Below are 16,513 nucleotides of genomic sequence, written 5' to 3'. Positions count from 1 at the left end.
TCCGGTTTCCCGGAGTTATCCCGGTCTTGCGGGCAGGTTGCCCACGTGTTACTCACCCGTCCGCCGCTGACCAAATCAGAGCAAGCTCCGATTTGGTCCGCTCGACTTGCATGTATTAGGCACGCCGCCAGCGTTCGTCCTGAGCCAGGATCAAACTCTCCAAAAGAAAGTTGATTGGCTTTTGCTTTGGCCAAAGCGGCCTCCGCTTTTCATGCTGTCTAGCTTCGGCCGCTATCGGCTCGCGACACTTCGTGTCCCGCTGCGGCGGGCTAAGCCCGCTCGCGGGCCTCTCAGCGCGTTTCGCCGATAGGCAAGCGGCCTCCGCTTTTCGGATTGTCCAGCTTCGGTCCGCCGCCGCTTGGGGTCAAATAACCTTCCCCCTCGGGGTGCAAGCACCCCTGCGGGTGAAGAACATTTGCCCGTCGCGGCGACCCGCGGACCTCCGCTTTTCGTCGCGCTTCGTTTCGTTCAGTTTTCAAGGAACGAGACCTCTTCTTGAACTTGCTTCGTTGCAGTCTTGCGCCGAGGAACCCAATTCCCCCGAATTCACTAGAAGACACAGGCGCAAAGTTGCTGCATTGAAACAACTTCTCTGCTGATTTGCAGTCTTGAACTGAAGAATAGTTGAAGCTTCCTATTGCAAACAGCTCTTTTATACTAACATGCCTCTTTTTTCTTGTCAAGATCTTTTCCGTTGCTTTTCGTCACTCACCGCTATCGAACACTCTGTTCGATTAGCGACGATTTTTAATATACCACTTACCAATCAAAAATGCAATATCTTTTTTAAGGGGATTTCAGGAACCGACGCCAGACCGTTCCTTTAGGCTTCCTCCATCTCTTCGACGGTAAGAGGACTGGCAAATAAGTTTCATAACCGCCATGGCTGTCCGCATAAGATGTTATTAGGACAACGATTTTACAATGCAAAAAAGGGGGCCGATGTCATGTTTTACGCGTTGAACGGACGGACGCTGAAAAAAGTTCTCATTATTATCTGCTCCGCCTTTTTCACCGCCGTCGTCTTGTACGCTTATGAAATGAACCGTCCAGTTTTTTCGCTTCCTTCTGGGCCGAAGGCGGTATATAAAGTGGACAACGCCCGCAATGAGGTGGCGTTGACGTTCGATATCAGCTGGGGAGATGAGAATGCAGACAAAATTTTGGATGTCTTGAAGCAGCACGGGATTCAAAACGCGACCTTTTTTTTATCCGCCTCATGGGCCGAACGCCATCCAGCCGTGGTGAAGCGGATCAAAGAGGAGGGGCATGAGATTGGCAGTATGGGATATAACTTTGTCAACTATACGGAACTTGAGAACGCCAAAATCCGTCAAGATTTAATAATGGCGAAAAAAGTGTTTGACATGTTGGGAATTAAACAGGTTGAGCTGCTGCGCCCCCCTGGGGGGAACTTCAACAAAAATGTGTTAAAGGTTGCTCAGTCCCTCGGCTACACTGTCGTCCATTGGAGCATTGACTCGAAAGACTGGCTCAACCCTGGGACAGACCAAATTGTTGAGAACGTCACGAGGGACCTGGAACCGGGCGATATCGTGCTCCTTCACGCATCTGATTCGGCAAAACAGACAGCCAAAGCGCTGCCGAAAATTATCGCTTCCATGAAAGAAAACGGCTACAAAAACGTCAACCTCTCCGAGCTGTTGGCGAATGGCGAAGCCGAAAGCCGCGGGATCGAGTGACACGTTCCGACAGCGGCCTGCGCCGGTGCGGTTGGATTGCGGCGGCAGACAAGCCGCCAATTGGAATGATTGGCTTTTGGCGAACACGCCGTTTTTTTCGCGGCTGCCATAAGAAAACAGGCGGCGCCTTGCTTTCTTTATTGTTTCGCGCCGCCTGTCAATTTATGCAGTATAAGAAGCTGGTATGCATTGCATACTAATAAAGGAATCAACATCAAATACAGCCAATCACGGTCGTTGATGCGCAACACGGGAAACCATTCAATGACCGTAACGACGACCATAAAGAACAAAGCCGGAACGAACGCCCCTTTGTTCGTCTGTGCGCTCTTGACGTAGGCAACAACGAGACCAACCACCAAAATGAACAATGCGGTCAATAGATACGGAATGATTGAATCGCCCTTGTCCGCAAACGCCATGTAGCGGAAATACACTAAATCGAACAGCACGAACATGATCAAAACAACCTGCACAGCGTTCCATAGCGAACGGAAGATGCCAAGCCCGAACCGGTGGACGGTTAAATAAGCAAAAAACCCCGCCTGACTGATGACGCTGAAAATAAAGCCAACACCGATATGCCATAACAAAACAGCCATAAATTCGACCATTTCCAGGCGCAACAGCAAGCGCCCGAATTCTTCCCAGTTGAAAACAATGCCGACGGCCGCCGTGGCGATGCCGCCGATCAGCAGCGTCGATAAAAATAAACGCACCCATTTGCGGCTGTTCACAGCTTCATCCTCCATCATTTCAGCATAACCCGCTTACCATTTTACCAGCGCCCTTGTGAAAAAGCCAGCTCCGATCTCCCCCATGTATATTTTTTTCGCCAACATTCATATTAAGGGTGAGGGATTTTTGCAGAAAGGAGCTCACTTTCATGAACAAATGCCTACCGCTCCTCTTGCTCAGTTTTCTCGTTCTTGGTTCCTGTGCCCCTCAAGAAATCAGCCCCCCTCCCCCGGATTATGACGAAACGAAAAAGATGGTTGTTGACATTTTAAAAACCGACGAGGGGAAAAAGGCGATTCAAGATATTATGTCGGAAGATCAGATGAAGCAGCAACTAGTCATAGATCAAAAAGCTGTAAAAGAAACGCTGCAACAAATGCTGACATCCGATCAAGGAAAAAAGTTCTGGGAAAGTGCGTTAAAAGACCCGAAATTCGCTGAAAGTTTTGCCAAAGGGCTGCAAGCAGAACATGAAAAAATGATGAAGGCGCTCATGAAAGATCCCGATTACCAGGCGCTGATGATCGATATTTTAAAAGATCCAGAAATGGAAAAAGCCATGGTCGATGTCTTAAAAAGCAAAGAGTTCCGCCAGCATTTGCAAAAGGTGATCACGGAAACGTTGAACAGCCCGCTGTATCAGGCGAAAATTCAAGATATGTTGATGAAAGCAGCTGAAAAGGTTCAGCAAGGCGGAGAAAAACAAGAAGAAGAAGGCGGAGGGGAAGGGGGAGAGGGAGAAGAAAGCACCGGCAACCAACAAGGCGGAGGAGGTTAATCAAGCAAAAAAGCGTCCGTGCGCTGAAACCCGCCAACGCTCTAATCGGCGGTTTCTCGCCATCGGACGCTTTTTGTGAAACCGATTAATATTTCGCAACGATTTTGCGGGCGATATCCATATAAATTTTCCCGATCGGATGATCTTCTGCGTAAACGGACGGAGCGAAGTCGTCGTCGTTCCAATCCGGCTGCTGAAGCGGCAGCTGCCCTAACAGCTCGGTTTGCAGCTCTTTGGCCAGCTTTTCTCCGCCACCCTTGCCGAAGACATACTCCCGCTCCCCTGTTTTCCGGCTCTCGTAGTACGACATATTTTCGATCACGCCGATAATTTCATGTTCGGTGCGCAACGCCATTGCCCCAGCGCGGGCAGCGACAAACGCAGCGGTCGGATGCGGAGTCGTGACGATAATTTCTTTGCACGACGGCAAGAGCGTATGGACGTCCAAGGCGACGTCGCCCGTACCAGGCGGCAAGTCAAGCAGCAAGTAATCCAAGTCTCCCCATTCGACCTCTTTGAAAAAGTTGTTCAACATTTTCCCAAGCATCGGGCCGCGCCAAATGACCGGGGCGTTGTCCTCGACGAAAAAGGCCATCGAAATGACTTTTACGCCAAACCGTTCGACCGGGATGATTTTGTCGCCCCTCACCGTCGGGCGCTCGGTGATTCCCATCATGTCCGGAACACTGAACCCGTAAATGTCCGCGTCAATCAACCCGACTTTTTTGCCGAGCCGGGCGAGCGCCACCGCCAAATTGACGGAAACGGTCGACTTGCCGACACCACCTTTGCCGCTGGCAATGGCGATATACGTCGTTTTTTGCTTGTTTTCGCTATATTTCTCCACCACATCGCGCGGCAGTTCGGCGAACCGCAGCCCGACCGTTGCAGCACCCGCATCTTTCAGCTGCTCGACGATCGCCGTTTGCACGCGAAGCTGCTCGGGCGTTCCGGTTTTGGCGAGCGCGATTTTCACGCTGACATGGTTTTTCTCTTCCTTAATTTTGATTTCTTGAATGGCATTCGTCTCTTTAAACGTTTTGTTTAAAAAGGGATCTTTCATCTTTTCAAGAATGGCGCGCACTTCAGTTTCCGTCAACATCTTATTCACCAACCCTTTTGCAAATCAATGGTCATTTCTACGTGTTATCATACCATAAATCGGCAGACGGCCGCCATGTTTGACTTGCTCCCGCACGTCCCCGCGGTTGAAAAAGGGGAATTTCTAATTCCTTTTGGCGAAACAAGGCCGGTCGGCTATCTGTCTCCTCTGTTCCGACCTTAAAAAATCCCCGCTACTCGCGAGGCGTATGTTCATTGGAAAAGTAGCGGAGCACTCCTTTATAAATCGAGGCGGCCAGCTTCGTTTGGTAGCCATCAGACACAAGCAGCTCTCGCTCATCGGGATTCGACAAAAACCCAACCTCGACAAGCGCGCCGGGGATTTTTGCATGCTTGAGCAAATAGACGGTATCAATCATTTTTGCCAGTCGATGGGTGTTCTCCAAATTGCGCCGCAATTCCGCTTGGATAAATCTCGCCAGCCGCTCGTTTTCGATGAAAGACCCGTAATAAAACGTCTGCGCCCCTCGCCAACGCGGCGACGGGATGGCGTTGAGATGGATGCTGATGAAAAGATCGGCATTCGATCGATTGACGAAAGCCGTTCGTTCGAGCAAATCCTCCGTTTTCCGTCGGCTGTAGCCGCGTGTGGACGGGCTGGCCAAGTCCCGATCCGTCTCGCGCGTCATCAGGACGAGCGCCCCTTGCTGCTGCAGATAATCGCGCAGCTTTTTCGCCACGTTGAGCGCGATGTCCTTTTCCACCGCCTCACCACCGACGGCGCCGCCGTCCGGCCCACCATGGCCGGGGTCCAATACGATGATTCTCCCCGATAATGGGAGATTCCATGGTTTTGTTGATGTCAAATCGGAAAATAAAGACGGAAATAGCAAAGTGCTCATAAGGGCGACGGCAGCAAAAGCGACCAGCCGCTTCCATTTTTCTTTCATTGTTTCTCCTCCCGCACGTTTCCCTTCTCTATCTTATATGGGACAAGGCGCGAGAATAGAACTCATTCAGCGAAGTTTTAGACGACGCCGTTTTTTGCCCCGCTCAAATCCTTCCGTCCACCAGTTGCCGATATATTGTTCACACGCGTCATACAGCGACTGGCTGAGGAAATCGTTGTCGATATTGCCCCAAAAGCAAAGAAAATCAAACAGCGTATCGATCAAATATTTTTCTTCTTGAGCACATCGACAGCGTACGCTGGCCGCAGGCTCCCCATAATAGCCGAATCGGCTGTAGCGAGCGCCGAGCAAATACGCTTCAATGGCCAGATCAATGCAGCCTTCCTCCACAACGGATGGGAACATCCGATACGCCGTATAAAACGGAACAAAGTGCTCAAGCGCTTTGGTCCGTAATTTCTCAAGCGACAGTTCGCGCAACATGTTCCGTTCATAGCGAAGCTGCTTTTCCTGCCTTTTTTCCGCCAATGAAGTGATGACTGTCATCGTCTTTCACGCTCCTTTACGATGTAGTGTCTAACGATCGCTCACAATCATACGCGCGGGCGAAAGGCAGAAATAAGCAAAAAACCCAGCCAAATCGGCTGGGTTGGAACATCACGCGATTAACGTTTCGAGAATTGCGGAGCGCGGCGGGCGCCTTTGAGCCCGTATTTTTTGCGTTCTTTAACGCGAGCATCGCGCGTCAGCAAACCGGCCCGTTTCAGCACCGTGCGGAACTCCGGATCGACTTCAAGCAACGCACGGGCGATGCCATGGCGAATCGCACCGGCTTGGCCGGCAAATCCGCCGCCTTGGACATTCACCAAAACGTCGTAGCTGCCAAGCGTTTCCGTCAATACGAGCGGCTGTTTTACCATTTCGATGAGCGCTTCCGTCGGGATGTACTCGCGAATGTCACGCTTATTGACAATGATGCAGCCATCGCCCGGGACAAGGCGGACACGGGCGACCGAGCTTTTGCGACGACCTGTGCCGTAATATTGTACTTGTGCCAAAATCATACCCTCCCTTATGATTATCCGCGAAGTTCATACACTTCTGGTTTTTGTGCTTGATGCGGATGTTCGCTTCCACGGTAAACGTGCAACTTTTTGAACATTTGCCGGCCAAGGCTGCCTTTTGGAAGCATGCCGCGCACCGCACGTTCGATCATTTGTTCCGGGTAGTTCGTACGCATTTCCAGCGCTGTTCTTACTTTTAAGCCACCCGGATATAAGCTGTGGCGATAGTACAGTTTTTTCGTCAACTTTTTCCCAGTCAGTTCGACTTTGTCCGCATTGATGACGATGACGTGATCTCCGCAGTCAACGTGCGGAGTGAACGTCGGTTTATGTTTGCCGCGCAACAGCGCCGCTACTTCGCTGGCTAAGCGGCCTAACGTTTTGCCAGCTGCGTCGACAACGTACCATTTACGCTCTACTTCATTCGGTTTCGCCATATAAGTCGTACGCAATGCAGTTCCCTCCTAAAATAAAAAAATGAACAAACAAATGGTCGTTTATTTCAACACGATTATGGTCCGGGGCTAATCGTGGAAAATACATGCCATATGATATAATAGCTTGCCGGCGCGCCAATGTCAAGAAGATGTTACACAAGGACTCGTTGTCTTAAAAAGCCGGGGAAAACCATCAGCCATCCGCCAATGAGTGGACCAAACATTCATCCTCATAGTATACGCGCCATAAATACAGCCCTTCGGCCGGCGCGGTTGGACCAGCGAGGCGCCGATCTTTCGCCGCAAGCAACATCGAAATGTCGGCGGGAGAACGCTTCCCTTGGCCGATCTCCAACACCGTGCCAACGATAATGCGCACCATGTTGTATAAAAAGCCGCTGCCGACAAACCGAAACTCGAGCATCGGGCCGTCGGCCTTCACTTCAGCCCGATACATGGTGCGCACCCGGTCTTCGATCAACGTTTTGGCGGAACAAAAGCTTGTAAAATCGTGCGTTCCATGAAGCAAACGGAGCGCCTCGTTCATCGCGCTGATATGAAGCGAATATGGATGCCATGCGCAATAATGGCGGCGAAACACGTCGCGCTCGGCAGCCGTCCATACTTTATAGCGGTATTCTTTCGCTTTCGCCGAAAAACGGGCGTGGAAGTCTGCATCGGCCTCCTGTACAAAGCGAACGACGATATCATCCGGCAGCTGGGCGTTCAACGCCTTTTTCCACTGCTCCGAGGAAAGGGAAAGCGACGTATCAAAGTGGATCACTTGGCCATAGGCATGAACGCCGGCATCCGTCCTTCCGGAAGCCGCCACACGCACTTTTGTCCCTTTATGCATCCGCCGAAGCACTTCCTCAAACTCGCCTTGCACCGTCCGCTTTCCCGGCTGGATTTGGTAGCCGGAAAAGTGGGTGCCATCATAGGCAATGATGCATTTGATCCGTGTTGTCATGGCCTTCCTCCGCTATGATCGTAATAGACAAAGCAATGCAGCCAGCAACGCCACGGCCGCTAAAAACACGGTGTCCACCGGCTTCCAAGCGAGCTGGCGGAATTTCGTCCGCCCTTCCCCGCCGCGATAGCCGCGCGCCTCCATGGCTGTCGCCAGCTCATCGGCTCGTTTGAACGAGCTGATAAACAGAGGCACAAGCAGTGAGACAATGGCTTTCATCCGTTCGGAAAAACGGCCGCCAGAAAAATCAACGCCGCGGGCCGCCTGTGCTTTCATAATTTTTTCCGTCTCTTCCATCAATGTTGGAATGAATCGAAGCGAAATGGCCATCATCAAGGCGAGCTCATGGACAGGAACGCGCATCTTTTTGAGCGGCCCAAGCAAGCTTTCGACGCCATCGGTCACTTCAATCGGCGTCGTCGTCAACGTCAACATCGTCGTCATCAATACAAGGAGCAAAAACCTTAGGGAAATAAAGACCCCTTGCTTGATGCCGCCTTCATATACAGAGAGCGCACCGATTTGGTAGATGACGTCTCCTTCTTTCGTCATGAATAGATGCAACAGCAATGTAAACAAAACGACCCATAAAATCGGTTTCAAGCCGCGGGCAATGAACGAAAACGGGATGCGAGACAGCGCTGCAAAGGCAAACGCAAACAGCGACAGCAGTGCATACGTGGCCGCATTGTTCGCCAAAAAGACGATCAGGACGTAAGCAAACACGATCAATAGTTTGGCGCGCGGATCTAAGCGATGAATGACGGAATGACCAGGCACATATTGCCCGATAATCAAATGATTAGTCATGGACGCTCACCTTGGAGAACAATTGCTGGATGGCTTCCGCTGTCTGTTCCAACGTCAAGCATGGCGACGGAATGACAACGCCGAACCGCTTTTCGAGCTGCTGTTTCAATTTGACCGTTTCCGGCACACTCAAACCGATGGCAGCCAGTTTGTCAGCGTCGCGAAACATCTCTTCCGGCGTTCCGTGGCCCCATACCGTTCCTTCATGCATGACGATGATCTCATCAGCGTACCGAGCTGCATCTTCCATGCTGTGGGTGACGAGAACGGTTGTCAACTGCTTCTCACGATGGAGGCGATAAAACATCTCCATCATCTCTTTGCGCCCGCGCGGATCAAGGCCCGCGGTCGGTTCATCGAGCACAAGCACTTCTGGTTCAAGCGCGAGCACGCCGGCGATGGCGACGCGCCGCATTTGCCCTCCGCTCAAATCAAACGGCGATTTCGCCAATACGTCTTCACTCAATCCGACGAGCTTAATGAGCTCCCGCACCTTCCGCTTCGCCTCGTCTTCCGGCACGCCAAAATTGAGCGGGCCAAAACAAATATCTTTCTCCACCGTTTCTTCAAACAACTGGTGCTCCGGGAACTGGAAGACGACCCCGACCTTTTTGCGCAGCGGTTTCAGCTGCTTTGGCCGCTTATTGCTCGTGATCGTCTCTTCGCCGATCTTCACCGCGCCGCTTGTCGGCTGCAGCAACCCGTTTAAATGCTGAAGGAGGGTCGATTTTCCTGAGCCCGTATGCCCAACCACGGCGACGTACGCCCCGCTTCGGATTGCGACATTGACATCATAGAGCGCCCGACGGGCAAGCGGTGAACGGGCGTTGTACACATGCTCTACTTTTTCGAATACAATGTCCATAGCTCCTCGACCAACTCCTCTGTCGTGAAATATCCGGCCCGAAGCGGAATGCCTTGTTCCCGCAAGCGACTGCCCATTTTCACGGCAAACGGCAAATCAAGACCGATGCGCTCGAGCTTGCTTCCGAGCCGAAAGATTTGCTCCGGCGTCCCTTCTGCCATCACTTCGCCTTTGTTCATCACAATGAGGCGGTCCGCCTTCGCTGCCTCTTCCAAATCATGGGTAATTGACAAGACGGTAATGCGCTGCTGGCGGTTCAGGCGGCGCACCGTCTCAAGCACTTCTTCCCTTCCACGCGGGTCAAGCATCGATGTCGCTTCGTCCAAAACGATCATATCGGGGCGGAGCGCCAAAATGCCAGCGATGGCGACGCGCTGTTTTTGCCCCCCAGACAACCGGTGCGGCTCATAATGGAGAAACGGCTCCATATGGACTTGGCGAATGGCCTCGCGAATGCGCTCGACCATTTCCAAGCGCGGAATGCCGTTGTTTTCAAGGGCAAAAGCGATGTCGTCTTCCACGGTCGCACCGACAAACTGGTTGTCCGGGTTCTGGAACACAAGGCCGACGCGGCGGCGCACCTCCCAAACGGTTGCGTCGTTCAAAAGGCGTCCAAACAAGCGAATGGCGCCCCGCTCCGGCCGAAGCAAGCCGATCAGCATCCGAGCGATGGTCGATTTGCCGGATCCGTTATGGCCGACGATCGCTAACCACTCCCCGCGCTCGGCCGTGAAGCTGACGTTTTGCACCGCATAGTCGGATTGATTTGGATAGCGAAAGGACACTCCCTCGATCGACAAGATTGGTTCGGCCATGATCGTTTCCCCTTGCTTCGCCGCGTTGCAAACGCAGCCTGCTAAATGATGGTAAACAAAAAAAGGGCATAGATCCAGTTCAAACGAAACTGTCTCGCCCTTGTTGAAATGAAACCGTTACACGAGTTCAATAATGACCATCGGCGCCCCGTCACCGCGGCGAGGACCAAGTTTCATAATGCGCGTATAGCCGCCTTGGCGATCTTGGTAGCGCGGCGCAATGTCGCTGAACAGCTTTTGCAACGCATCCTGGCCGGTTTCGCTGTTGGCGACCTCCTTGCGGATGAATGCCGCTGCTTGGCGGCGGGCATGCAAATCGCCGCGTTTGCCGAGCGTAATCATTTTTTCCATGACCGAGCGCAGTTCTTTCGCCCGCGCTTCCGTCGTTTCAATGCGTTCGTTGATGATTAAGTCTGTTGCCAAGTCGCGAAGCAGTGCTTTTCGTTGCGAAGTCGTGCGTCCTAATTTTCTGTACGACATCAAATGTCCCTCCCTTTTAAAGTGATGTGTTCCTCATGGTGGTCATCATCAAAGCGATATGGTGAAAGTGTGTTTCCGGCTTGCCGGCGGAGGCCGGCACTTAGTCGTCTTTGCGCAGGCTGAGGCCAAGCTCAGCCAGTTTCGCTTTCACTTCCTCAAGCGACTTGCGGCCGAGGTTGCGCACTTTCATCATATCTTCTTCCGTTTTTTGCGTCAGTTCTTGAACAGTGTTGATGCCGGCTCGCTTCAAGCAATTGTAGGAACGAACCGAAAGATCGAGTTCCTCGATCGTCATTTCGAGCACTTTTTCTTTTTGATCGTCCTCTTTCTCGACCATGATCTCCGCATTTTGCGCCTCATCCGTCAAGCCGACAAAAATGTTCAAGTGCTCCGTTAAAATTTTCGCTCCAAGGGAAATGGCCTCTTTCGGCCCGATGCTTCCATCCGTCCACACATCAATGGTCAGCTTGTCATAGTCCGTCACTTGGCCGACCCTTGTATTCTCGACTTGATAGGAAACTCGGGAGACCGGCGTATAAATGGAATCGATCGGAATGACGCCGATGGGCTGGTCTTCGCGCTTATTCGCCTCAGCAGGAACATATCCGCGCCCCCGCTTGGCGGTCATGCGCATGCGCAGGCGGCCGCCTTCCGCCAGCGTCGCGATATGAAGGTCCGGGTTTAAAATTTCTACATCGCTGTCGTGAGTGATATCGGCAGCCGTGACAACTCCTTCACCCTGCACATCAATCTCCAACGTTTTCTCTTCGTCTGAATAAATTTTCAACGCTAGTTTTTTGATATTCAAAATGATGGCTGTCACATCTTCAACGACGCCGTCAATCGTTGAAAACTCATGCAAGACGCCGTCGATTTGCACCGATGTTACAGCTGCACCAGGGAGTGAAGACAATAGGATACGACGCAAGGAGTTCCCTAAGGTTGTACCATATCCACGCTCAAGCGGTTCGACGACGAATTTGCCATATTTGGCATCTTCGCTCAGTTCGACCGTTTCAATTTTCGGCTTTTCAATTTCAATCATCGATTATTATACCCTCCTTCAAAACGTCGAGACCCCGATCAAACGGTACACGCCTAACAACATTCCCCCATGAATCTCTCTTTACGCTTGCCTGCCATGGTCTTTATCATATCCCATTATTGACAATGGTGCAAATTCTATACAGGGGCGTTACACGCGGCGACGTTTTGGCGGACGGCATCCATTGTGCGGGATTGGAGTGACGTCTTTGATCGCCGTAATTTCCAACCCGGCTGCTTGCAATGCACGGATCGCTGCCTCGCGGCCAGCCCCCGGACCTTTGACGTTCACTTCGACCGTTTTCATACCATGCTCCATCGACGCTTTCGCTGCTGCTTCAGCCGCCATTTGCGCCGCAAACGGCGTTGATTTGCGCGAACCTTTGAACCCCAGCGAACCAGCGCTCGCCCAAGCAATGGCGTTGCCATGAACATCCGTAATCGTCACGATCGTGTTGTTGAACGTTGAACGGATATGGGCGATGCCTGTATCAATATTTTTTCTTACCCGGCGTTTACGAGTGTTTGTTCTGCGTGCCATTCGTCAAATGACCTCCTTTGCGTAATTATTTTTTCTTGTTCGCTACCGTGCGGCGCGGACCTTTGCGCGTGCGGGCATTGTTTTTCGTGTTTTGGCCGCGAACCGGCAATCCGCGGCGATGGCGAAGACCACGATAGCAGCCGATCTCCATCAACCGTTTAATATTTAACGATACTTCACGCCGCAAATCGCCTTCCACTTTTAAGCGGCCGACGATTTCACGAATGCGGCCAAGCTCTTCTTCCGTTAAGTCGCGAACGCGTGTGTCTTCCGATACGCCGGCTTCTTTTAAGATTTTTTGTGCTGTCGGTTTGCCGATCCCATAAATGTATGTTAACGAAATGACTACCCGTTTATCACGCGGAATATCGACACCTGCAATGCGTGCCATATGATACACCTCCTTGAAAATTACCCTTGGCGTTGTTTATGCTTCGGATTTTCGCAAATCACCATAACTTTGCCGCGTCTGCGAATAACTTTGCACTTTTCGCAAATCGGTTTGACAGATGGTCTTACTTTCATGTTGTTTACCTCCCTAATTGAACGGAGTGCATTCCTTTATTTATATCGATACGTGATCCGTCCACGCGTCAAATCATACGGCGACAGCTCCACCGTCACCCGGTCGCCAGGCAAAATGCGAATGAAATGCATGCGGATCTTGCCGGATACATGAGCCAACACCGTGTGCCCATTTTCTAATTCTACACGAAACATCGCATTTGGCAATGTTTCGATGACGGTGCCTTCCACTTCAATTACATCATCTTTCGCCATCGAGCGGCTCTCCCTCCTTCGAATGAGTAACATTGTGTTACGCAAAACCGAACGTGATATCCATGATGATCGAGAAGACGTTTACCCCTTCCCACTTATGAAGTGGGAGACTCATTTCCATAATGTGTTAAAATTTCGTAGCCATCTTCTGTAATGACAATCGTATGTTCGAAATGGGCGCACCGTTTTCCATCGGCCGTGACGACGGTCCAATCGTCGGCCAACGTTTTCACGTAACGGCTGCCGACATTGACCATCGGTTCGATGCACAGCGCCATCCCTGACCGCAAAATCGGGCCTTTGTTCGATGGCCCATAATGTGGGATTTGTGGGTCTTCATGTAAGTGTTGACCAATTCCATGCCCGACATACTCGCGAACAACGGAAAAGTGATGCGCTTCGACATACGTTTGAATCGCATGGGAGATGTTCGTTAAACGAGCGCCCGGTTTTGCCTCGGCGAGCCCGACGTACAGCGATTGCTCTGTCACGTCAAGCAACCGTTTCGTCTCGGCGTCGATCTCCCCGACCGGATACGTCCAGGCCGAGTCGGCGTGATAGCCTTCATACTGCGCGCCGACATCGATCGTAATAATATCGCCTTCCCGCAATGCGCGGCTGCTGGGAATCCCGTGCACAAGCTCTTCATTCACCGAGGCGCAAATGCTCCCAGGAAACCCTTGATACCCTTTAAACGACGGAATGGCGCCATGGGAACGAATCACTTCCTCCGCGATGGCGTCCAGTTCCTTTGTTGTGATCCCGGGACGAATGTGCTTTTGCAATTCTTTCAATGTAAGGGAAACGATTTTTCCCGCCTCGCGCATCAAAGCAATTTCCTGCGCGGTTTTGCAACGAATCATCGAGCAAGTCCCCCGAGCACTTCACAAATATCAGCAAACACCTTTTCCATTTCCTGTTCGCCGTTAATGTGGCGCAAATAGCCTTTTTGCTCGTAAAAATCGAGGAGCGGCTTCATTTGTTTCATATTCACCTCAAGCCGATTGGCCACCGTTGCTTCATTATCATCGGGGCGCTGGTACAGATCGCCACCGCATTTATCGCATACGCCCGGTTTCGCCGGCGGATGAAAAACGAGATGGTACGTTGCTCCGCAGTTGCGGCAAATACGTCTGCCGGTCAGGCGCTCCATTAAGACCTCTTGGCGAACGTCGATATGGATGACATAGTCAAGCTTGCGCCCGATTTCCGAAAGCAACGTTTCAAGCGCTTCTGCTTGGGCGACCGTGCGCGGGAATCCATCGAGCAAAAAACCATTTTGGCAATCCTCTTTGCTCAGCCGTTCGCGGACGATGCCGATCGTCACCTCATCCGGCACAAGATCACCGCGGTCCATATACTGCTTTGCCTGCAACCCTAACGGCGTCCCTTCTTTGATCGCCGCTCGAAACATATCTCCCGTTGAAATATGCGGAATTCCGTAAGCCTCGACAATTTTCCCGGCCTGCGTGCCTTTGCCGGCACCCGGCAGCCCCATCAGCACTAAATTCATCCTAACTCCCCCTATCGGCAAGGGACGTCCGTTCTTGCCTTCTTTATTTAATGAATCCACGGTAATGGCGTTTCACCAGCTGGCTCTCAAGCTGTTTCATCGTCTCAAGCGCCACGCCGACGACAATAAGCAAGCTCGTACCGCCGATTCGTGCGGAAGACGGCAAGTTGGCAAAGTTCACAAAGAACACCGGCAGCACAGCGACAACCGCCAAAAAGATTGATCCGACCAGCGTCAGCCGGTATAAAATTCTCGTCACGTACTCTTGTGTGTTTTTCCCAGGGCGAATACCTGGGATGTAGCCGCCTTGTTTTTTCAAGTTGTCCGCCATCTGCTCCGGATTGACTTGAACAAACGCATAAAAGTACGTAAACGCGATGATGAGCACGACGTAAATGATCATCCCAACCGGGTGCGTATAATCAAACGTTCGGCGAATCCACAATGTTACATCATTCGTGCCAAAAAACGATGCAATGGTCGGTGGTGCAATCAAAAACGATACAGCGAAAATGACCGGAATAACTCCCGCTGGGTTCACTTTGAGCGGCAAATGAGTCGAGTGGCCGCCCACCGGGCTTCGGCCCTCAAGCCGCTTCGCGTATTGAATCGGAATTTTCCGGAACGCCTGCTGGATGTAAATGACACCAACGATGACGGCAACGACCGCCAACGCCACAAGCAGGAGCCGGACGATGCGCAAAAACACATCTTCCCCGACATTTTCAAACTGTTGAGCGTAAATTTGGTTCAAGACCGTCGGAATGCCTGAGACAATCCCGGCGAAAATAATGATCGAAATGCCATTGCCCACGCCTTTCGCGGTGATCTGTTCGCCGAGCCACATTAAAAATGCGGTGCCGGCGGTCAAGACAACCGCGATCAGCAAATACGTGCCGATGCCCGGATTTCGAATGAGCATCCCGCCAGCCAAGTTGTTAAAGCCGTACGACATGCCGATGGCTTGGATAAACCCGAGCACGACCGTGAAATAGCGGGTAAACTGAGCTAATTTACGCCGGCCAACCTCGCCTTGCTTCGACCACTCCGTAAATTTTGGAACAACGTCCATTTGCAGCAGCTGGACGATAATCGATGCCGTGATATAGGGCATAACCCCCATGGCAAAAATCGAAAAGTTTCGCAGCGCCCCGCCGCCGAAAATGTTCAGGACGCCGAATGCATTCAATTCATCTTGCAGTTTTAACACATCCGCGTTCACGCCCGGAACAGGGATGAACGTTCCAATGCGGAACACGATCAACATAAGAAGAGTGAAAATAATTTTGTTTCGAATATCACTGACGCGCATAAAGTTGGAGATTGTCCGAAACATTAAATCACCTCAGTTTTACCGCCAGCCGCCTCAATGGCCTCTTTCGCCGATGCCGAGAACTTATGCGCTTTGACCGTCAGCTTTTTCTCGATTTGGCCTTTGCCCAAAATTTTCACGCCCGATTTCAACTTGCTGATGACGCCCGTCTCAAGAAGCAATTCCGGCGTCACTTCCGTTCCGTCTTCAAAACGGTTCAGCTTTTCCAGATTCACGACCGCATATTCTTTCCGATTGATGTTCGTAAATCCTCGTTTCGGCAAGCGGCGGAACAGCGGAGTTTGACCGCCTTCAAACCCAAGACGAACTCCTCCACCCGAGCGGGCATTTTGACCTTTTTGACCGCGGCCGGACGTTTTGCCGTTGCCCGAACCGATCCCGCGGCCGACGCGCACAGCTTTCTTTCGGGATCCCGGCGCTGGTTTTAGTTCATGAAGTTTCATGGCAAAGCACCTCCTTATGATTCATTATTCTTCAATTTCTTTGACTTTGACAAGGTGGGCCACTTTGTTGATCATCCCGCGGATCGCAGGATTGTCATTGTGGATGACCGTTTGATGCATTTTTCGCAGGCCGAGCGTTCTGACGGTAACGCGTTGGTCTTCCGGACGGCCAATCACGCTGCGCGTGAGGGTAATCGCCAGTTTTTTTGCCATGATCGTTCCCTCC

The 16,513-nt window shown here is 51.7% G+C and carries 23 protein-coding genes and 1 rRNA gene (1 of these 24 only partly in view); 2 read left to right on the top strand and 22 right to left on the bottom strand.

Going from position 1 to position 16,513, the window contains the following annotated elements; all coding sequences use genetic code 11:
- Positions 1 to 166: ribosomal RNA gene (locus GC56T3_RS00875) — 16S ribosomal RNA — on the bottom strand; it reaches 1,393 nt to the left of the window's first position.
- Positions 167 to 947: 781 nt separating this feature from the next.
- On the opposite strand from GC56T3_RS00875, the gene pdaB reads away from it, so the two are divergent.
- A complete protein-coding gene (gene pdaB, locus GC56T3_RS00865; RefSeq protein ID WP_013143993.1) occupies positions 948 to 1,703 on the top strand; it encodes a polysaccharide deacetylase family sporulation protein PdaB in 756 nt (251 codons plus the stop codon).
- A gap of 137 nt (positions 1,704 to 1,840) precedes the next feature.
- On the opposite strand, the gene GC56T3_RS00860 is transcribed toward pdaB, so the two are convergent.
- Positions 1,841 to 2,440: a KinB-signaling pathway activation protein gene (locus tag GC56T3_RS00860; RefSeq protein ID WP_013143992.1), complete on the bottom strand. Its 600-nt coding sequence runs from the start codon at positions 2,438 to 2,440 to the stop codon at positions 1,841 to 1,843.
- A 149-nt stretch (positions 2,441 to 2,589) separates the two neighbouring features.
- On the opposite strand from GC56T3_RS00860, the gene gerD reads away from it, so the two are divergent.
- Positions 2,590 to 3,219: a spore germination lipoprotein GerD gene (gene gerD / locus GC56T3_RS00855; protein WP_013143991.1), complete on the top strand. Its 630-nt coding sequence runs from the start codon at positions 2,590 to 2,592 to the stop codon at positions 3,217 to 3,219.
- A gap of 85 nt (positions 3,220 to 3,304) precedes the next feature.
- On the opposite strand, the gene GC56T3_RS00850 is transcribed toward gerD, so the two are convergent.
- From GC56T3_RS00850 to rpmD, 20 genes are all read right to left on the bottom strand, one after another.
- Entirely contained in the window at positions 3,305 to 4,321 is a 1,017-nt protein-coding gene (locus GC56T3_RS00850; protein ID WP_011229655.1) for an Mrp/NBP35 family ATP-binding protein, read from the bottom strand.
- A gap of 193 nt (positions 4,322 to 4,514) precedes the next feature.
- A complete protein-coding gene (gene cwlD, locus GC56T3_RS00845; RefSeq protein ID WP_013143990.1) occupies positions 4,515 to 5,231 on the bottom strand; it encodes an N-acetylmuramoyl-L-alanine amidase CwlD in 717 nt (238 codons plus the stop codon).
- Positions 5,232 to 5,297: 66 nt separating this feature from the next.
- Positions 5,298 to 5,738 carry a YbaK family protein gene (locus GC56T3_RS00840; protein WP_011229653.1) on the bottom strand — a complete coding sequence of 147 codons (441 nt, stop codon included), beginning with the start codon at positions 5,736 to 5,738 and terminating at the stop codon, positions 5,298 to 5,300.
- 119 nt (positions 5,739 to 5,857) lie between these two features.
- Positions 5,858 to 6,250 (bottom strand): 30S ribosomal protein S9, encoded by a 393-nt coding sequence (rpsI, locus tag GC56T3_RS00835; RefSeq protein ID WP_013143989.1) that lies wholly within the window; start codon positions 6,248 to 6,250, stop codon positions 5,858 to 5,860.
- Positions 6,251 to 6,270: 20 nt separating this feature from the next.
- Positions 6,271 to 6,708, bottom strand: a complete 438-nt coding sequence (rplM, locus tag GC56T3_RS00830; RefSeq protein ID WP_011229651.1) for a 50S ribosomal protein L13 — start codon at positions 6,706 to 6,708, stop codon at positions 6,271 to 6,273.
- Positions 6,709 to 6,886: 178 nt separating this feature from the next.
- Positions 6,887 to 7,663 (bottom strand): tRNA pseudouridine(38-40) synthase TruA, encoded by a 777-nt coding sequence (gene truA, locus GC56T3_RS00825; protein ID WP_013143988.1) that lies wholly within the window; start codon positions 7,661 to 7,663, stop codon positions 6,887 to 6,889.
- A 12-nt stretch (positions 7,664 to 7,675) separates the two neighbouring features.
- On the bottom strand, positions 7,676 to 8,473 hold the full coding sequence (locus GC56T3_RS00820; RefSeq protein WP_013143987.1) for an energy-coupling factor transporter transmembrane protein EcfT: 798 nt from the start codon (positions 8,471 to 8,473) through the stop codon (positions 7,676 to 7,678).
- A complete protein-coding gene (locus tag GC56T3_RS00815; protein ID WP_013143986.1) occupies positions 8,466 to 9,338 on the bottom strand; it encodes an energy-coupling factor ABC transporter ATP-binding protein in 873 nt (290 codons plus the stop codon). The genes GC56T3_RS00820 and GC56T3_RS00815 overlap by 8 nt, the downstream gene beginning before the upstream one ends.
- Complete coding sequence (locus GC56T3_RS00810; RefSeq protein WP_013143985.1) at positions 9,314 to 10,153, bottom strand: energy-coupling factor ABC transporter ATP-binding protein; 840 nt, start codon at positions 10,151 to 10,153, stop codon at positions 9,314 to 9,316. Before GC56T3_RS00810 ends, GC56T3_RS00815 begins: the two co-directional genes overlap by 25 nt.
- A gap of 117 nt (positions 10,154 to 10,270) precedes the next feature.
- Positions 10,271 to 10,633, bottom strand: a complete 363-nt coding sequence (gene rplQ, locus GC56T3_RS00805; RefSeq protein WP_011229646.1) for a 50S ribosomal protein L17 — start codon at positions 10,631 to 10,633, stop codon at positions 10,271 to 10,273.
- 100 nt (positions 10,634 to 10,733) lie between these two features.
- Positions 10,734 to 11,678 carry a DNA-directed RNA polymerase subunit alpha gene (locus tag GC56T3_RS00800; RefSeq protein WP_011229645.1) on the bottom strand — a complete coding sequence of 315 codons (945 nt, stop codon included), beginning with the start codon at positions 11,676 to 11,678 and terminating at the stop codon, positions 10,734 to 10,736.
- A gap of 150 nt (positions 11,679 to 11,828) precedes the next feature.
- A complete protein-coding gene (gene rpsK / locus GC56T3_RS00795) occupies positions 11,829 to 12,218 on the bottom strand; it encodes a 30S ribosomal protein S11 (protein ID WP_011229644.1) in 390 nt (129 codons plus the stop codon).
- 25 nt (positions 12,219 to 12,243) lie between these two features.
- Complete coding sequence (gene rpsM, locus GC56T3_RS00790; RefSeq protein ID WP_008881920.1) at positions 12,244 to 12,609, bottom strand: 30S ribosomal protein S13; 366 nt, start codon at positions 12,607 to 12,609, stop codon at positions 12,244 to 12,246.
- A gap of 20 nt (positions 12,610 to 12,629) precedes the next feature.
- Positions 12,630 to 12,743 (bottom strand): 50S ribosomal protein L36, encoded by a 114-nt coding sequence (gene rpmJ / locus GC56T3_RS00785; RefSeq protein ID WP_003247619.1) that lies wholly within the window; start codon positions 12,741 to 12,743, stop codon positions 12,630 to 12,632.
- Positions 12,744 to 12,779: 36 nt separating this feature from the next.
- A complete protein-coding gene (gene infA / locus GC56T3_RS00780) occupies positions 12,780 to 12,998 on the bottom strand; it encodes a translation initiation factor IF-1 (protein WP_011229642.1) in 219 nt (72 codons plus the stop codon).
- A gap of 95 nt (positions 12,999 to 13,093) precedes the next feature.
- On the bottom strand, positions 13,094 to 13,861 hold the full coding sequence (gene map, locus GC56T3_RS00775) for a type I methionyl aminopeptidase (RefSeq protein WP_013143984.1): 768 nt from the start codon (positions 13,859 to 13,861) through the stop codon (positions 13,094 to 13,096).
- Positions 13,858 to 14,511 (bottom strand): adenylate kinase, encoded by a 654-nt coding sequence (locus GC56T3_RS00770; protein WP_013143983.1) that lies wholly within the window; start codon positions 14,509 to 14,511, stop codon positions 13,858 to 13,860. The genes map and GC56T3_RS00770 overlap by 4 nt, the downstream gene beginning before the upstream one ends.
- A 43-nt stretch (positions 14,512 to 14,554) precedes the next feature.
- Positions 14,555 to 15,847, bottom strand: a complete 1,293-nt coding sequence (gene secY / locus GC56T3_RS00765) for a preprotein translocase subunit SecY (protein ID WP_012820491.1) — start codon at positions 15,845 to 15,847, stop codon at positions 14,555 to 14,557.
- On the bottom strand, positions 15,847 to 16,287 hold the full coding sequence (gene rplO, locus GC56T3_RS00760; RefSeq protein WP_013143982.1) for a 50S ribosomal protein L15: 441 nt from the start codon (positions 16,285 to 16,287) through the stop codon (positions 15,847 to 15,849). Before rplO ends, secY begins: the two co-directional genes overlap by 1 nt.
- Positions 16,288 to 16,311: 24 nt before the next feature.
- Positions 16,312 to 16,500 (bottom strand): 50S ribosomal protein L30, encoded by a 189-nt coding sequence (rpmD, locus tag GC56T3_RS00755; RefSeq protein ID WP_011229637.1) that lies wholly within the window; start codon positions 16,498 to 16,500, stop codon positions 16,312 to 16,314.
- Positions 16,501 to 16,513: the final 13 nt, after the last annotated feature.

Source organism: Geobacillus sp. C56-T3 (genome assembly GCF_000092445.1).
Taxonomy (GTDB): domain Bacteria; phylum Bacillota; class Bacilli; order Bacillales; family Anoxybacillaceae; genus Geobacillus; species Geobacillus thermoleovorans.
Note: the sequence above shows the minus strand (reverse complement) of the source record. Positions and strands in the feature narration are given on the sequence as shown.

Excerpts from the sequence above, each read along its gene's own strand:
- GC56T3_RS00820 (WP_013143987.1), bottom strand. The coding sequence starts at position 8,473 with ATGACTAATCATTTGATTATCGGGCAATATGTGCCTGGTCATTCCGTC.
- GC56T3_RS00800 (WP_011229645.1), bottom strand. The coding sequence starts at position 11,678 with ATGATTGAAATTGAAAAGCCGAAAATTGAAACGGTCGAACTGAGCGAA.
- rplO (WP_013143982.1), bottom strand. The coding sequence starts at position 16,287 with ATGAAACTTCATGAACTAAAACCAGCGCCGGGATCCCGAAAGAAAGCT.
- gerD (WP_013143991.1), top strand. The coding sequence starts at position 2,590 with ATGAACAAATGCCTACCGCTCCTCTTGCTCAGTTTTCTCGTTCTTGGT.
- GC56T3_RS00815 (WP_013143986.1), bottom strand. The coding sequence starts at position 9,338 with ATGGACATTGTATTCGAAAAAGTAGAGCATGTGTACAACGCCCGTTCA.
- GC56T3_RS00810 (WP_013143985.1), bottom strand. The coding sequence starts at position 10,153 with ATGGCCGAACCAATCTTGTCGATCGAGGGAGTGTCCTTTCGCTATCCA.
- GC56T3_RS00840 (WP_011229653.1), bottom strand. The coding sequence starts at position 5,738 with ATGACAGTCATCACTTCATTGGCGGAAAAAAGGCAGGAAAAGCAGCTT.
- truA (WP_013143988.1), bottom strand. The coding sequence starts at position 7,663 with ATGACAACACGGATCAAATGCATCATTGCCTATGATGGCACCCACTTT.
- GC56T3_RS00770 (WP_013143983.1), bottom strand. The coding sequence starts at position 14,511 with ATGAATTTAGTGCTGATGGGGCTGCCGGGTGCCGGCAAAGGCACGCAG.
- rpsM (WP_008881920.1), bottom strand. The coding sequence starts at position 12,609 with ATGGCACGCATTGCAGGTGTCGATATTCCGCGTGATAAACGGGTAGTC.
- rpsK (WP_011229644.1), bottom strand. The coding sequence starts at position 12,218 with ATGGCACGCAGAACAAACACTCGTAAACGCCGGGTAAGAAAAAATATT.
- rpmD (WP_011229637.1), bottom strand. The coding sequence starts at position 16,500 with ATGGCAAAAAAACTGGCGATTACCCTCACGCGCAGCGTGATTGGCCGT.
- pdaB (WP_013143993.1), top strand. The coding sequence starts at position 948 with ATGTTTTACGCGTTGAACGGACGGACGCTGAAAAAAGTTCTCATTATT.
- cwlD (WP_013143990.1), bottom strand. The coding sequence starts at position 5,231 with ATGAAAGAAAAATGGAAGCGGCTGGTCGCTTTTGCTGCCGTCGCCCTT.
- rpmJ (WP_003247619.1), bottom strand. The coding sequence starts at position 12,743 with ATGAAAGTAAGACCATCTGTCAAACCGATTTGCGAAAAGTGCAAAGTT.
- GC56T3_RS00850 (WP_011229655.1), bottom strand. The coding sequence starts at position 4,321 with ATGTTGACGGAAACTGAAGTGCGCGCCATTCTTGAAAAGATGAAAGAT.
- map (WP_013143984.1), bottom strand. The coding sequence starts at position 13,861 with ATGATTCGTTGCAAAACCGCGCAGGAAATTGCTTTGATGCGCGAGGCG.
- infA (WP_011229642.1), bottom strand. The coding sequence starts at position 12,998 with ATGGCGAAAGATGATGTAATTGAAGTGGAAGGCACCGTCATCGAAACA.
- secY (WP_012820491.1), bottom strand. The coding sequence starts at position 15,847 with ATGTTTCGGACAATCTCCAACTTTATGCGCGTCAGTGATATTCGAAAC.
- rplQ (WP_011229646.1), bottom strand. The coding sequence starts at position 10,633 with ATGTCGTACAGAAAATTAGGACGCACGACTTCGCAACGAAAAGCACTG.